The organism is Hyphomonas sp. BRH_c22, assembly GCF_000961795.1.
In the GTDB taxonomy this organism is placed as follows: domain Bacteria; phylum Pseudomonadota; class Alphaproteobacteria; order Caulobacterales; family Hyphomonadaceae; genus Hyphomonas.
Window position 1 is genome coordinate 49547 of the sequence record NZ_LADU01000005.1, and the last position, 14619, is coordinate 64165.

15 protein-coding genes are annotated in these 14619 nt (G+C 62.2%); 4 read left to right on the forward strand and 11 right to left on the reverse strand.

What is annotated here, in order from left to right; genetic code table 11:
* Positions 1-162 precede the first annotated feature (162 nt).
* Together VR74_RS00735 and VR74_RS00740 are read right to left on the reverse strand one after the other, a co-directional pair.
* The gene (locus VR74_RS00735; RefSeq protein ID WP_045693561.1) at positions 163-1371 is read right to left on the reverse strand and encodes an LL-diaminopimelate aminotransferase; all 1209 of its coding nucleotides are present in this window, start codon (positions 1369-1371) and stop codon (positions 163-165) included.
* Positions 1368-1802, reverse strand: coding sequence for a hypothetical protein (locus VR74_RS00740; protein WP_045693563.1), 435 nt, complete (start codon positions 1800-1802; stop codon positions 1368-1370). Before VR74_RS00740 ends, VR74_RS00735 begins: the two co-directional genes overlap by 4 nt.
* A gap of 71 nt (positions 1803-1873) precedes the next feature.
* Here VR74_RS00740 and phaC point away from each other — a divergent pair, with 71 nt between their 5' ends.
* On the forward strand, positions 1874-3703 hold the full coding sequence (phaC, locus tag VR74_RS00745) for a class I poly(R)-hydroxyalkanoic acid synthase (RefSeq protein ID WP_045693565.1): 1830 nt from the start codon (positions 1874-1876) through the stop codon (positions 3701-3703).
* A gap of 60 nt (positions 3704-3763) precedes the next feature.
* Here phaC and argC read toward each other — a convergent pair whose 3' ends face one another.
* From argC to rplM, 3 genes are all read right to left on the reverse strand, one after another.
* The gene (gene argC, locus VR74_RS00750; protein ID WP_045693567.1) at positions 3764-4711 is read right to left on the reverse strand and encodes an N-acetyl-gamma-glutamyl-phosphate reductase; all 948 of its coding nucleotides are present in this window, start codon (positions 4709-4711) and stop codon (positions 3764-3766) included.
* Between the two features lie 82 nt (positions 4712-4793).
* On the reverse strand, positions 4794-5279 hold the full coding sequence (rpsI, locus tag VR74_RS00755) for a 30S ribosomal protein S9 (RefSeq protein WP_045693569.1): 486 nt from the start codon (positions 5277-5279) through the stop codon (positions 4794-4796).
* A gap of 3 nt (positions 5280-5282) precedes the next feature.
* Positions 5283-5747 (reverse strand): 50S ribosomal protein L13, encoded by a 465-nt coding sequence (rplM, locus tag VR74_RS00760; protein ID WP_045693570.1) that lies wholly within the window; start codon positions 5745-5747, stop codon positions 5283-5285.
* 38 nt (positions 5748-5785) lie between these two features.
* Between rplM and VR74_RS00765 the strand changes: the two genes are divergently transcribed.
* Entirely contained in the window at positions 5786-6751 is a 966-nt protein-coding gene (locus VR74_RS00765; RefSeq protein ID WP_045693572.1) for a hypothetical protein, read from the forward strand.
* Here the strand turns inward: VR74_RS00765 and VR74_RS00770 are convergent.
* Positions 6703-7737: a COX15/CtaA family protein gene (locus tag VR74_RS00770; RefSeq protein WP_299949253.1), complete on the reverse strand. Its 1035-nt coding sequence runs from the start codon at positions 7735-7737 to the stop codon at positions 6703-6705. The genes VR74_RS00765 and VR74_RS00770 overlap by 49 nt on opposite strands.
* A 128-nt stretch (positions 7738-7865) precedes the next feature.
* Here VR74_RS00770 and VR74_RS00775 point away from each other — a divergent pair, with 128 nt between their 5' ends.
* Entirely contained in the window at positions 7866-8072 is a 207-nt protein-coding gene (locus VR74_RS00775; protein ID WP_045693575.1) for a DUF2842 domain-containing protein, read from the forward strand.
* Between the two features lie 12 nt (positions 8073-8084).
* Here the strand turns inward: VR74_RS00775 and VR74_RS00780 are convergent, their stop codons facing one another.
* A complete protein-coding gene (locus VR74_RS00780) occupies positions 8085-8966 on the reverse strand; it encodes a phosphatidylserine decarboxylase (RefSeq protein ID WP_045693578.1) in 882 nt (293 codons plus the stop codon).
* Positions 8967-8993: 27 nt separating this feature from the next.
* The gene (locus tag VR74_RS00785; protein ID WP_045693636.1) at positions 8994-10841 is read right to left on the reverse strand and encodes an ABC transporter ATP-binding protein/permease; all 1848 of its coding nucleotides are present in this window, start codon (positions 10839-10841) and stop codon (positions 8994-8996) included.
* Positions 10842-10975: 134 nt separating this feature from the next.
* Between VR74_RS00785 and VR74_RS00790 the strand changes: the two genes are divergently transcribed.
* A complete protein-coding gene (locus VR74_RS00790) occupies positions 10976-11539 on the forward strand; it encodes a TIGR00730 family Rossman fold protein (RefSeq protein WP_045693580.1) in 564 nt (187 codons plus the stop codon).
* On the opposite strand, the gene secF is transcribed toward VR74_RS00790, so the two are convergent.
* Genes secF through yajC form a run of 3 tightly spaced genes read right to left on the reverse strand, consistent with a single transcriptional unit; the run spans position 11536 to position 14563 of the window.
* Positions 11536-12525, reverse strand: coding sequence for a protein translocase subunit SecF (secF, locus tag VR74_RS00795; protein WP_045693582.1), 990 nt, complete (start codon positions 12523-12525; stop codon positions 11536-11538). The two genes, VR74_RS00790 and secF, sit on opposite strands and share 4 nt — an antisense overlap.
* Before the next feature lie 18 nt (positions 12526-12543).
* Positions 12544-14151 carry a protein translocase subunit SecD gene (gene secD / locus VR74_RS00800; RefSeq protein WP_045693584.1) on the reverse strand — a complete coding sequence of 536 codons (1608 nt, stop codon included), beginning with the start codon at positions 14149-14151 and terminating at the stop codon, positions 12544-12546.
* Positions 14152-14191: 40 nt separating this feature from the next.
* Positions 14192-14563 (reverse strand): preprotein translocase subunit YajC, encoded by a 372-nt coding sequence (gene yajC / locus VR74_RS00805; RefSeq protein WP_045693586.1) that lies wholly within the window; start codon positions 14561-14563, stop codon positions 14192-14194.
* Between the last annotated feature and the right edge of the window lie 56 nt (positions 14564-14619).

Sequence of the window (14619 nt, forward strand, 5' to 3'; positions counted from 1 at the left end):
GGTGAAGGCGCGATACCAGCCCTCGGGAAGCTCATCCTTGTAACTCATGGGGGCCCCGCAGAGAAAAGCGCCGCAGGACGGGTCAAGCCGAGGGCGTGACCCGTCCTGCGAGAATGATTCAGAGATTACGCGGCACACCCAAGCGCGGGTCGGGCTATACCCCTACTCGGCCGCAGTGGCTGAAAGTTCCTTGACGCCGTGCTTGCTCATGAACTTGCGGATGTTACGCGCGGCCTGGCGGATGCGCTGTTCATTCTCCACGAGTGCAATGCGGACATGGCCATCGCCATGCTCGCCGAAGCCCGCCCCCGGTGCCACGGCCACATGGGCCTCGTTCATCAGCATCAGCGAGAATTCGAGGCTGCCGAGATGGCGCAGGGGCTCCGGAATGGGCGCCCAGGCGAACATGGAGGCTTTCGGGCTGGGGATGGCCCACCCTGCCCGCGTGAAGCTTTCAACCAGCACATCGCGGCGCTGTTTGTAGATCTGACGGAAATCGTCAACGCAATCCTGGGGGCCGTCGAGCGCGGCCACGGCGGCCACCTGGATCGGCGTGTAGGCGCCATAGTCGAGATAGGATTTCACGCGCGCGAGGGCCGCGATCAGGGTTTCATTGCCTGCGACAAAGCCCATGCGCCAGCCGGCCATGGAATAGGTCTTGGACATGGTGGTGAATTCGACCGCGATGTCTTTTGCGCCATCCACCTGGAGGATCGAGGGTGTCGGCTCCTCGAAATAGATTTCATTGTAGGCAAGGTCGGACAGGATCCAGAGATCGTGCTTTTTCGCGAACTTGACCGCGTCCTTGTAGAATTCGAGATCGCAGACATCGGCCGTCGGGTTGGATGGATAGCAGAGCACCATGGCGGTCGGCGGCGGCACGCAGTGCTTGACGGCCTTTTCCAGGTTGCGGAGATAGTCCTCCGGCGACGGCGCAGGCACGGCGCGGATCGAGGCGCCCGCAATGATGAAGCCGAACGAGTGCAGCGGGTAGGACGGATCGGGCGAGAGGATGACGTCGCCGGGCGCGGAAATGGCCTGTGCAAGGTTGGCAAAGCCTTCCTTGGAGCCCAGCGTGACAATCACTTCCCTGTTCTTGTCCAGCGTCACGCCGAAGCGGCGCTTGTAATAGTCGGTCACGGCCCGGCGCAGGCCCGGAATGCCGCGCGAGGCGGAATAGCCGTTAACGTCCGGCTTGCGGGCGGTTTCGACCAGCTTGTCGACAATGTGCTTCGGTGTCGGCAGGTCCGGGTTGCCCATGCCAAGGTCGATAATGTCAGCGCCTTCCGCGCGGAGGGCTGCCTTGCTCCTGTTCACTTGCTCGAAAACGTATGGAGGAAGGCGCCTGATCTTGTGAAATTCGGTGTTCATCTCTGGCCTTTCAGACCCTGGGTGACGCGCGGTACGTTGAAGCTGTTCCTGATAGCAGCAATTTCGGCGTCAGTAAGAAAATTCGAGGACTCGTCGAATCCGGCAAACTGCTGCCGGATCGCGTTCCCAACGGCGGCGATTTTGGCCGGCCCATCGGCCGGCAATTCCGCTCGTGCGTTGTTGGCGAACTCGGCGGTCAGCGCCGCAACGCGCAGGCCTGATGCAGGCAGCGTCTTGCCGGGCTCTTCGCCCGGTGCGATCGTGGGCACGTCAACCAGTTCCGGATAGCCCTCACCCCGGATCTCGACCCGGCGGGTTTCGTACCAGTCCGGCGCCTGGTTAACGGCGCCGCGCACCTTCGCGAACGAGCTGGAGCACCCGACCAGCAACAGGCATGACACGCCTAAGAGGGGAATCGTCGTGTTTTTCATGGTTAAACTCATTAAATCACAAACATTCTGATGAATAGTTACGCATCCACAAACAGGCGATATTGGGACAGATGAGCGGCAAAACCAAAGAAAAGGCTGCACTCGCGTCTCTCGGCTCGCTGATGGCTGAGCAGAATCCGATGCAATTGCAGGTGTTGATGACAACGCTTGCCTTGGCCAACACGGAATCGCAAGCGCTGATCAGCGACGTGCTGATGGGGTCCGGCCCGGTGGGAACCATGGCGAAGGGCGACCCGATGGGTGCCGTCGACGCGTTCCAGGAGGTCGGCAAGAGCCTTGCGCGCAATCCGATGGCGCTGATGAATGCCAATCTGGAACTGATGCAGGGCTGGATGAAGCTGTGGCAGGAGATGGCCACCGAAGCGATGGGCACGCCTGCTGCCCCGGAAACGGACAAGCGGTTCGCAGACCCTGAATGGCAGACCAATCCCGGCTTCAAGTTTATCCGCAAGGCGTATGACGTGAACCGCAACTGGCTGATGGGCCTGGCCGACCATGCGCCGGACCTGCCGGACAATATCCACCTGCGCGCCAAGTTCTTCACGCAGCAGCTGACCGACACGCTGTCGCCGACAAATTATCTCGGATCCAATCCGCAGGCCTTGCGCGCCTTCCTCGAGAGCGGCGGCGAAAGCGTGCTGAACGGCATTCGCCTCGCCCGCGCCGATGTGAAGAAAGCCGGCGGCAAGCTGCATATCAGCCAGACCGACGAGACACCGTTCGAGATCGGCAAGAACATCGCCACGGCGCCGGGCAAGGTCGTTTTCCGCAATGACCTGATCGAACTGATCCAGTATGCGCCGACGCAGGAGGAGACCTATTCGCGGCCGCTGCTGATCTTCCCGCCCTGGATCAACAAGTTCTACATCCTGGACCTGCGCGAAGAGAATTCGATGATCCGCTGGCTGGTCGACAAGGGCCTCACCGTGTTCGTCGTGTCGTGGCGCTCTGCCGACGCGGTGACGCAGGATTACACCTGGGACGATTACAGCAGGAAAGGTGTCTATGCCGCTGTCGAAGCGGTGCTGCAGGCCTCCGGTTCCAAGAAACTGAACGCCGTGGGCTATTGCATTGGCGGCACGCTGCTGTCCGGCACGCTGGCCCATATGGCGGCCCATGGAGACGATCGGGTTGCGTCGGCGACATTCTTTGCCTCGCAGTCGGATTTCGAACTGGCAGGCGACCTGAAGGTTTTCACCGATGGCCCCGGGCGCAACTATATCGACACCATCATCGAGGAGCATGGCGGCGTCATGCCCGGCGCGATGATGTACGAGACCTTCAACTGGCTGCGGCCGATCGACCTCGTCTGGCGCTATGTCATCGACCAGTACATGCTGGGCAAGGCGCCGCGTCCGTTCGACCTGCTCTACTGGAATGCCGACCAGACCAATATTCCCGGGGCGGTTCACCAGAGCTATCTGAAGAACTGCTATTCCGACAACAAGCTGTCGAGCGGCGGCTTCGAACTGCTGGGCGAAAAGATCGACCTGAAGAATGTCAAAATCCCGGTCATGGTGCAGGCCAGCCGCGACGACCATATCTGCCCGTTCGAGAGCGTATACCGCACGGCCACCGTGTTTGGCGGCGACACCAAGTTCGTCCTGTCAGGCTCGGGCCACATTGCTGGCGTGGTGAACCATCCCGACAGCAAGAAATACCAGCACTGGACCGGCGGCAAGATCACCGAGACCGGGGCCGAATGGCTGGAAACAGCCGAGGAACACCCCGGCTCGTGGTGGCCTTACTGGTGGGAGTGGCTTCGGCCGAAATCCGGCAAGAAGAAAGCCGCTGTCGAACCCAAGGACATGGGCCTCGGCGACGCGCCGGGCACCTATGTGCGCGTGCGCCTGCAGGACATCAAGCTACCGCTGAAATAGACCCGGATCAGCGCTCGTCCTTCGACTTGGCCCGGGATGAGCTAATGCAGTTAAATGGACTCAAGCTTCCAGCCCGGTCCACTCATCCAGCCCCAGCGCGATGTTGAGGTTCTGGACCGCCGCGCCGGAGGCCCCCTTCCCCAGATTGTCGAGCCGCGCAACGAGGCGCGCCTGATCGTCCGTACCGAAGACATAGAGTTCAAGCCGGTTGGTGCCGTTGCAGCCTTCCGGTTCGAGGCTTGTCAGTCCGTCGGACTCGGCCAGCGGCACGACGCGCACGAAACGTTCGCCATGGAAGGCATCCGCCAGCGCGGCGTGCAGGTCGGCCCGGCGCGGCTTGCGTGGCAGGGCCCAGAGTGGCAGTGGCACTTCCACGATCATGCCCTGCGCAAACCGACCGACGGCGGGCGTGAACATAGGCAGGTTGGCGAGGCGGCCATGGCGCATCATTTCGGGCGGATGCTTGTGCTTCTGGCCGAGGGCATAGATGCGGTAATTGTCGGCCGTGTAGTTGGGGGCGTCCGCATTCTCGAACTCGGCAATCATCGCATTGCCGCCGCCTGTATAGCCCGACACCGCGTTGACTGTGACCGGGTGCGCCGGTGGCAGCAGCCCCCGCATCACCAGCGGACGCACGAGGGCGATGACGCCCGTCGGGTAGCAGCCGGGGTTGGAAATGCGCGTGGATGCCTGGATCGCGGCGCGCTGGCCCTTGTCCATCTCGGGAAAGCCATAGGTCCAGCCTGCTGCCGTGCGGTGGGCCGTGGAGGCATCAATGATGATCGTGTTCTTGCTGGTCACGAGCGACACGCCGAGCCGGGCGGCATCATCGGGCAGGCAGAGGATCACGGCATCGGCCATGTTCATCAGGCGCGCCCGCTCGTCGATGTCCTTGCGCCTGGCCGGGTTGATCGAGACCAGGTCAATATCGCTGCGCTGGCGCAGCCGGTCGGCAATCTGCAGGCCGGTCGTGCCGGCTTCGCCATCTATGAAAACCTTTGGCAGCATTCCCGCCCCCCACCACAGAACAATAAAAAACGGGCGCTTCGTTCCCGAAGCGCCCGCCGGAATTGGAAAACCGGAATACGGCCTAGCGCTTGGAGAACTGGAAGCTGCGGCGGGCCTTGGCCTTGCCGTACTTCTTGCGTTCGACGACGCGCGGGTCGCGAGTCATGAAGCCGAATGGCTTCAGCACGGCGCGCAGGCCTGGCTCATAGTTGACGAGGGCGCGCGAGATACCGTGACGGACAGCACCGGCCTGGCCCATCAGGCCGGAGCCCTTGACGGTGGCGATGACGTCGAATTCGGAATCACGGCCGGTTTCGATCAGCGGCTGGGCAATCACCATGCGCAGAACCGGACGGGCAAAATACTGCTCCTGGTCGCGGCCATTGATCGTGATCTTGCCGGTACCCGGCTTGATCCAGACGCGGGCAGTGGCTTCCTTGCGGCGGCCGGTGCCGTAGGCGCGGCCGAGTGCGTCGATCTTCGGTTCGATCTTCGCGACAGGCGCGTCAGCAGCAGGCGTACCGGACATGGTGCCGAGGTCCTGGAGGGAGTTTGCAGTATCGGTCATGGATTAGGCCGCCTTGATGTTCTTACGGTTCATCGACTTGAAATCGACGACTTCCGGCTGTTGGGCCGTGTGCGGGTGCTCGGCACCGGCATAGACGCGCAGCTTGCCGAACTGGGTGCGGGCGAGCGTGCTTTCCTTCGGCATCATGCGCTTCACAGCCATCTGGATGGCGCGCTCAGGATACTTGCCGTTGAGGATTTTCTCAGGCGTGGTCGACTTTATACCGCCCGGATAACCGGTGTGGCGGTAATAGATCTTGTCGGTCAGCTTCTTGCCTGTGAATTTCGCTTTATCCGCGTTGATAATGACGACATGATCGCCCGTATCGATGTGCGGTGTGAAATCGACGCGGTGCTTGCCGCGAAGGCGTTTGGCGACGTAAGAAGCAAGGCGTCCGATGACGACGTCAGTCGCGTCAATCACGACCCACTTGTGCTCCACATCTGCTGGTGCGTTATAGGTTTTCATCGCTCTAATCAGAGCCTCTCGCTTTCGGAGTTCATGGAATGCAATTCAAGCGCTGGCGTTTAAGCGCCGCTTCCCCCCTTGTCAACGCTGGGGTTGGCCTTGCCCTGCTTTTTACGGCATCGGCCTGTTCCAAACAAGACAAACAAGCTGATTCCGGGGCTGAAGCCCCTGTGATTGCTGCAGGCACGGTCCTTCCGGCCGTCTGGTCCACGCGCCCGCTAGAGGGCGAAGTCGCCTCCATCGCGCTGTCAGGCGGATTACGCGGCATTCTGGCGGTCGCCTATGAGAAGGGCGGCCTGCAATTTTACGACATGGAGGCTGAAAAACTGGGCGAAAAGTCCAATTTCCGGCTGAAATCGCTGGCAGGCGGCCAATCCTCCGTCGTCGAGGAGCGTTCGATCACCGTATTCCCCGGAATCACGCGCGACGGCGAACTCAAGGCCTATATCTATGGCGAAGGCCTGATCGCCCCGGCCCAGATCGACCTGCCGGTCAATGCCGATAAAGCAATCGGCGGCGTCTGCTCCGGCCCCGCGCCGGGCACGGGCCTGATGCGCCTCGCCTTCTGGACCGAAACGAACAATCGCGTCCTGCAGAACGGGATCATCCGCGAAGCGGATGGCGAGCTGGCCTGGACGGCCGGCACATCGACCTTCACTGATTTCCCGGTCAAATCATGCGCCTTTACCAGCGACACACTGGTTGCCTCGCCCCGCGCCTCCAGCGCCGCTTCGCTGGTGCGCGGACCACTCGACGCGCTGGTCTCGCTGGAGGACGGCAAGCTGGGCATCTCGACCGACCTTGGCATGACCAATGCCGAGATCAGCGTGAAAGACGGGATCACCGTCGTCGCCCCGGACACGCCGGTCGCGCTGGCCGCGATGGGCACGATGATGTCGGGCGGGTATCCGGGCGGACTGATCGTCATTGCGGGCGAGACCCGGCCCGGTGAGCATCATGCCGTGTTTGTCGACCCGAGCCCGCTGACATTGTCGACCAACTGATCCGGGCTGCGGGAGAGCCAGACCAGCCGGACAGCGGCCAGTGTGACGATGACGCCAAGGGCCTGGTGGACCAACGCCAGGCTCATTGGCGCGGCACTGACGAGCGTCAGGATTCCCCAGACCGCCTGCAGGCTGACAAGCACGGCCAGGCCGGCAGACGCGTTCCTGAGGGCGGTCCTGCGGAACATCCACGCGGCCACGAGCGCGATGACCCAGATCAGGTAGGCCAGCATGCGGTGGTTGAACTGGGTGGTTGCGCGGCCTTCGAACAGGCTGCGCAGGCCAAGGCCTTCACCAAGATAGGAACCGGGCACGAATTCACCGGCCATCAAGGGCCAGTCAGTATAGCTGCGCCCGGCATCAAGCCCGGCCACGAGGGCGCCGGCGGCCATCTGGACGAAGATCAGTCCCAAAAGCACCGCGGCGACCGTGCGCACGCGCGGCGCAACCGGCGTGCGCGTCCTGGCGCCCAGATCGAGCCACAGCCAGGCCGTTCCGGCGATGATGACCAGCGCCAGCATGAAATGGGTTGCGAGGCGGTAGGGCGCAACATCGACGCGGGTGGTTTCGCCGATACCGCTGGACACCATCCACCAGCCAATGAAGCCCTGCAGCGCGCCTAGCAGGATGAGGATGACGAAGCGGGTCGCGAGACGGCGGCTGAGCCAGCCGCGAATGGCGAAGATGGCAAAGCCGAACATGGCGACAAGACCGATCAGGCGGCCGAACAGACGATGGCCCCATTCCCACCAGAAAATCTGTTCGAATTCGCCAAGTGACATGCCGGAATTCTGCAGCCGGTATTCGGCTGTCTGCTGGTACTTCTCGAACAGGCTTTGCCATGCCGCATCGCTCATGGGCGGCAAGGCCCCCTTGATGGGATCCCATTCGGTAATGGAGAGGCCGCTATCGGTCAGGCGCGTGGCACCGCCGATCAGGATCATCGCGTAGACAAGCACGCCGATTATCACGAGCCAGTTTCGCATCCAGCTTGTTGCGAGAGGGGATTTGCCTGTTTGAGACATGCGGCCTAAATGGTCTATTGGTGAGGCGCGGCAAGAGGCAACCGTGTCGCAGCGTTCCCTATCCGAGCCTGACAGGAACCAAGACCGCCATGCGCAAACCCGTCGCCAGCCTGATCCTGCTTGCGTTCATTGTCCTCTATATCGTGCTGGTCGCCACGTTTTCCGGCATGATCGACGGCTGGCCGCGCTGGGCACAGCTCGTGTTCTACTTGATCGCCGGGTTTGCCTGGATCCTGCCGCTGAAGCCGCTGTTTGCGTGGATGAATGGCGGCGCACCGCAGGACAGCGACGACTGAACGCTGGCCCCGCTATTCGTCGTGGCGGCGTGATGTTTCCCGCAGGCGCGCCAGGATCACGGCCGGGTCGTCAGGTGTGGAAATGTCTTCCGGCGAGGGGTAATCATCCTCCTCGTCCTCTTCGGGCGCAGCCTCAGCTTCGGATTCGATCTCGCGTACCGTTTCGCCTTCCGTTTCCGCTTCGGTGACCCCATCGAAAAGCTCTGTGTCAGCCTGCGCCTTGAGACGACCCATGACCGTCTCGCCGCCGACCAGCGTCTGTCCGGGCCAGATCAGCATGCCTACGGCGGTCGGGACGAAGACATCGCACCAGCCGCCAAGCCGTCGTGTGCCGAAGGGGCGGCCGAGACGGACGATGTCGCCGGCTTCCGCTGCAAGGTCGATGCGGGGCCCGAGGCCGCCGGACGCAAGGCGCACGCCGACCTGCTGGCCGCGGCTTTCGAAGGTGAGATAGGCGCGTGCCAGACCGTCATCCTCAGCGCGCGTTGCCAGCGGCACGCTGTTCTCGCCTGCTTCATAGATCATCGATTCAAGGCTGCCAGAAATTGGCGTGTAGACCTTGTTGGTCGACGAGGGGGCGGATGCAATGCGGATACGGGTGGTGCTGGAATCCATCAGGCGCAATTCGGAAGGCGCCTCCACACGTTCCACGGAGACGACGACACCATCGCAGGGCGCCACGACGCCATTGGCAAGGTCCGGCGGTGTCCGGTGCGACCAGCGGGCGGCCATGAGCGCCAGGACGACACCGGCAAAGCCGATCCAGAACAGCGGAGACCAAAGCGCGCCGAGCAGGAGGGCCACAAGCAGCGCGCCAAGCGCAGCCGCAACGCCTTCCCAGTCAAGGCCGATATTCATCCAGGGCGTATTCCTGCGATCGAGATCTTCAGACATTCCAACAGCCCCTTCCCCGGGCAAACTCTAGTCGTCAACCAATGCCAGGTCGGCATTTTTCGCCTGACGTTCCCACATATCAGCATATTTGCCGCCTTTGGCCAGCAGGACCGCGTGGTTGCCGCGTTCGATGACCCTTCCCGCTTCAAGCACGAGGATCTCGTCGGCAGATTTCACGGTGGACAGGCGGTGGGCAACCATCAGCGTTGTACGCCCTTCAGCCGCCTCTTCAAGCGCGTCCTGCACAGCGGCCTCGGTGGCGCTGTCGAGTGCGGACGTCGCCTCATCTAGCACGAGGATGGCCGGATCAGCGAGGATCACCCGGGCGATGCCGACGCGCTGCTTCTCGCCGCCGGACAGTTTCAGCCCGCGTTCGCCGACGCGCGTGTTCCAGCCATCCGGCAGGCTGTCGATGAATTCGAGCAGCTGCGCACGACGGGCCGCATCGCGCAGGTCGTCTTCGGTCGCTTCGGGGCAGGCATAGCCGATATTGTAACGGATCGTGTCATTGAACAGAACAACGTCCTGCGGCACGAGCCCCAGCGCCTTGCGCAGCGATTCCTGCGTCAGCGAGCGCACATCCCTGTCATCGACCAGGACCTGCCCGGATTCGACATCGTAGAAGCGGAAGAGCAGCTTCAATAGCGTGGACTTGCCGGCCCCGGAGGTGCCGACAAAGGCGATCTTCTTCCCGGGCTGCAGGTGGAAGCTGACATCACTGACGCCGACTGCGCGGCCTTCATGGGAGAAGCCGACATGCTGGAATTTCACGTCGCCTTTCGGCGCGACCAGATCGACGGCATCTGCAGCATCGGACACGTCGGCGTTCATCGCGAGCAGGCCAAACAGCTTTTCGAGGTCCACCGCGCCCTGCTTGATCTCGCGCCAGGCCCAGCCAAGGATGTTCAGCGGTGCATAGAGCGAGAGCAGCATCAGCATGACAGCCGTCAGGTCGCCAATCTGCATCCTGCCATCGATCACGTTCCAGGCCGACAGGACCAGCACGGCCAGCAGGCCGGCATTCATCACCAGTGCCTGAACCGCGTTCAGGATGTACATGCTGCGCACGGTCTCGACGTAGCGGTCATTGTAGACGCCCATGGCGGTATCGAAGCGCCCGGTTTCGCGCCGTTCGGCCGCGAAGGATTTGACCGTCTCGAAATTGGTCAGGATGTCGACCGCCATGGCGCGGAAATGCGTGTCCGCCTCGTTCATCCGGCGGCGCTGGCGCACGCGCCATTCAGTAATGACGACGGTGGCGATCACGTAGATGATGATCGTGGCCACGGCGATCAGGGAGAGGCGGATATCATAGGCGACGCCCAGGGCGATTGACGCGAGGATCAGGCGTATGAAGGTCGGCCCGATATTGAACGCCAGGAAGCGGATCAGGTAATCGATCGCCCCTGCGCCCCGCTCGATGATGCGGTTCAGCGCCCCTGTGCGGCGCGTCTGGTGAAAGTTCAGGGAGAGCAACTGGGCGTGGCCGAACGCATCAACGCTGGCGACACGCTGCGCATCCTGGCTGACCGGTGCGAACAGGTAATCGCGCATCTGCGGAAGACCGGCCGCCAGGAAGCGGACGCCGATACCGATCGACAGCCAGAGGGCAGCCGACGCGAACGCGGGGGCGATGCCGGCTTTCGGCGCGGCCTGGTTGATCGCGTGCCCAAGCACGAGGGGCGAAACCACCTCAAGCACGGATGCCACAAGCGTCAGGATCACCGCGATCGCCATGGTCGGGCGCCACCTGGCGAGTTCGGACCGGCCGAGCAGTTTGAGGATCCGCAGGATCGAAACGCCAATGCCGCCATCAGCACTGTCGATCTTGTCGTGATTGGCTGGCGTTTCGGTCGTTTCGGTCGGTTTTGTCATCCCGGCCATATGGGGCGGAATCGCCGGAAGACAAAACGCCAACTGACTGTCACGTAACGTCACGGACATTGGAACTGGCAAGATGGCGTCTCAATGGCTAACTGTGCGGGTCGTTCAAACAGCCGGATTCCCCCATGACAAAGCTAAAATCCATCTGCGTCTATTGCGGTGCGTCTGATGCCGTCAGCCCCGGCTATATTGCGCTCGCCGAGGAGCTTGGCCGTGAACTGGCCAGGCAGGGTATCCGGCTCGTTTATGGCGGCGGCGGTGTAGGCCTGATGGGTGCCTGCGCCCGCGCGGCGCATCAATCGGCCGGCGACGTTCTGGGGATCATGCCCCGCTTCCTGCTCCAGAAGGAGCGGATCTTCGAAGATGTCGAACATCGCATCGTCGAGGACATGCACACACGCAAGCAGATGATGTTCGACGAATCGGACGCGTTTATCGTGCTGCCGGGCGGGATTGGCACGCTTGAAGAGGCCGTAGAGATCCTGTCCTGGGCGCGCCTTGGCCTTCACGCCAAGCCTATGGCGTTCCTGGATGAAGACGGGTTCTGGGAACCCTTCTTCGACCTGATGGAAAAGATCATCGATGGCGGCTTCACGCCGGAGAGTTTCCGGTCGCTGCTCGTGCATTCTGACTCGTCGCAGACAGCGATCCAGGCGCTGAGCGACCGGATGATCGTGCTCGATATCTAGCGAACGCCCTGGAAGCCGGTCACATCCTCGGCCGGTTTCTTGTTCAGGTCCATGCCGAGCGACAGCACGATCGAGGATGCAATGAAGATCGACGAATAGGTACCGATACCGATACCCCAGATCAGCGCGAAGCTCATGCCGCGCAGGACGGGACCGCCGAGGAAGAAGATTGCGAACAGAGCCAGCAGTGTCGTGCCGGATGTCAGCAGGGTGCGCGAAAGCGTCAGGTTGAGCGACTGGTTGATCACCTGGCGGTCGGCCATCTTCTTGTACTTGCGGCGTTCTTCCCGCACGCGGTCGAATACGACGACCGTGTCGTTCATGGAGTAACCAATGATCGTCAGGAGCGCGGCGATGGTCGTCAGGTTGAACTCGAGCTGCAGCAGCGAGAAGACGCCGAGCGTGATGATCACGTCATGGGCGAGAGCCGCGACAGCGCCGACCGAGAACTGCCATTCGAAGCGCAGCCAGATGTAGGCGAGCATCAGCACAAGCGCAGAAACGAGTGCCATGATGCCGGAGCGGAACAGTTCACCTGACACTTTCGGACCGACAGAATCATCGCGCAGGAAATCCTCGTCCGCGAGGCCAAGCTTCTCCTTAAGCGTGCTGGCGACGATTTCATTGGTCAGTTGCTGCGCCCGCTCTGCCTGCAATTCAGGTGCGAGGGTCGCAAATTCCTCACCCAGCAGCGACGGATCGGCTGCGCCAAACTTCACGACGACGATCGACCGCGCATCGGTTCCGACGGCGCTGTTCACTTCGGCAGGGAACGGCATCGCGGCCCGAATCGATTCCACAGACAGGGTCTCGGTCTGCTGCAGTTCCATGACGGTGCCACCGGCGAAATCGACGCCTAGATTCAGGCCCCGCGTCGACAGGAGGAAGATCGAGGCGGTTATCAGGAGCACGGACAGGATGGCGCCGCCAAGGCGCAGGCCCATGAAATTGAGCTTGGTGTCTTCAGGCCAGTATCTGAGCAACATGGTTTCTCTCCTGTCGGCCTAAAGCACGAATTTTTTGGGTTTGAAGCCCTTGAGCCACGAAACTGTGAACCAGCGGGTCAGCACGAATGCCGTGAACACCGAGGTGATGATGCCGATGGCAAGCGTGACGGCGAAACCCTTCACCGGGCCGGAACCCAGCAGGTAAAGGATCGCGGCGGCAATGAATGTCGTGATGTTGGCATCCAGAATGGTCGACAGGGCCCGCTCGTAACCCGCCTGAACGGCGGTCAGCGGCGAACGCCCGGCGCGTTGTTCTTCCCGGATGCGCTCGAACACCAGCACGTTGGCGTCCACCGCCATACCAATGGTGAGGATAATGCCTGCGATGCCCGGCAGCGTCAGCGTGGCGCCGAGGCCAGACAGTGCTCCGACAATCAGGATGATATTGGCGGCAAGTGAACCGACCGCAAAGAAGCCCATCAGGCCATAGGCCAGGATCATGAAGGCCGCGACGAGTGCAAGGCCGATCAGCGAGGCGCGGACACCGGCACGGATCGAATCCTGCCCCAGCGTGGCGCTGACCGTGCGCTGGTCGAGGAACTGGACCTTGGCCGGCATTTCGCCCGCCTCGATGATGGCCGCGAGATCCTGTGCTTCCTCAATCGAGAAATCGCCGGTGATCCGCACGCTGCCGCCCGGGATGGGCTCGTTGATACGCGGCGCGGACATGATCGTGTCATCGAGGACGATGGCGAACAGCTTGCCGGAATTGTTGCGGGTGGTCTGGAAGAACTTGGCCGCACCATTGCCATTGAGGCGGAAATTGATCTGGGGGCGGTTACCGTCATCATAGCCCTGGCTGGCCGTGGCGATATCTGCGCCTGTCACTTCCGGAATGTTGCGCACGAGGAGCGGACCAGTTTCAGGCCCCGACAGCAGGCGATAGCCGGGCTTCACGACGCCTTTTTCGGCGGCGGCAATAGCCGACGGGCTGCTTTCGACAAGGTTGAACGTCATCTTGCCGTCGCGGCTGAGCAGGCTTTTCAGGCGGGTCGCGTCCGGCTCGCCGGGCGCTTCCAGGATGATGCGGCTGTTGCCTTGCGGCGTGATCGAAATCTCACTGACGCCTTCCGGGTCAACGCGGCGGCGCACGATGGTCATCGTCTTGGCCAGCGCATCCTTCATCAGCGTTTCTTCCGATGACCCCGGCACGGTGACGGTGATGAGCGCAGGGCCGGCCGCCTCGATCTCATAGGTCTTCGCCCCGCCAATGGCGCCTTCGACGCTGCCATTCAGTTTGCGGATGCGAGTGAGCGCCTCGTCCACAGGAAAGCTGCCATCGGCGCCAGGCCGGGTCAGGCTCACATTCAGGACGCGTCCGTCGACTTCCGACAGGTGCCCGATCAGCGGCTGTCCATCGCGATTGCCCAGAGCGTTTCGAATGTCGATCGCGAACACTTCGAGCCGGTTGGCAACGACTTCGTCGGGATTGATCTCCATCATCAGGTAGACGCCGCCCTGAAGGTCAAGGCCGAGATTGACGCCCTGCTTGGGAACCCCGGCCGGCGCGCCGGACATGTTCACGACATTGGGAAGGGCCATCATCACCCCCCACAACAAGATGCCGACGATCAGGCTGACCTTCCAGACGGGAAACTGTAGCATGTATTAGTCCTTGGACGGGAGAATGGCCGGAACGGCGAGCCTAGTCGTTGGCGGCGACCGGTTCGGTCTTCCCGCGCACTTCGACAATCATGGCCTTGATCACGCGAACGCGCACATTTTCCGCCAGTTCGACGGTCACTTCGGTTTCGCCAACCTTGGAGACCTTGCCGATCAGTCCGCCGGACGTGACGACATTGTCGCCGCGCTTGACGGCTTCGATCATGGCGCGGTGCTTCTTGGCGCGCTGCTGCTGGGGGCGGATCAGCAGGAAGTAGAAAATCAGGATCAGCGGCAGGAAGAACATCACCTGCGTCAGGATGCCGGGGCCTGCTGCGGCTGGGGCAGCCTGGGCCAGTGCCGGAAGGGACAGACCCACAAAAGTGACGGTTGCCGCGGCGAATTTGTTCAACATGATGGTCCACTCCCTGTAACCCGTGTGCCGCGTCGCCGATCATGGCGCCCGCGAAA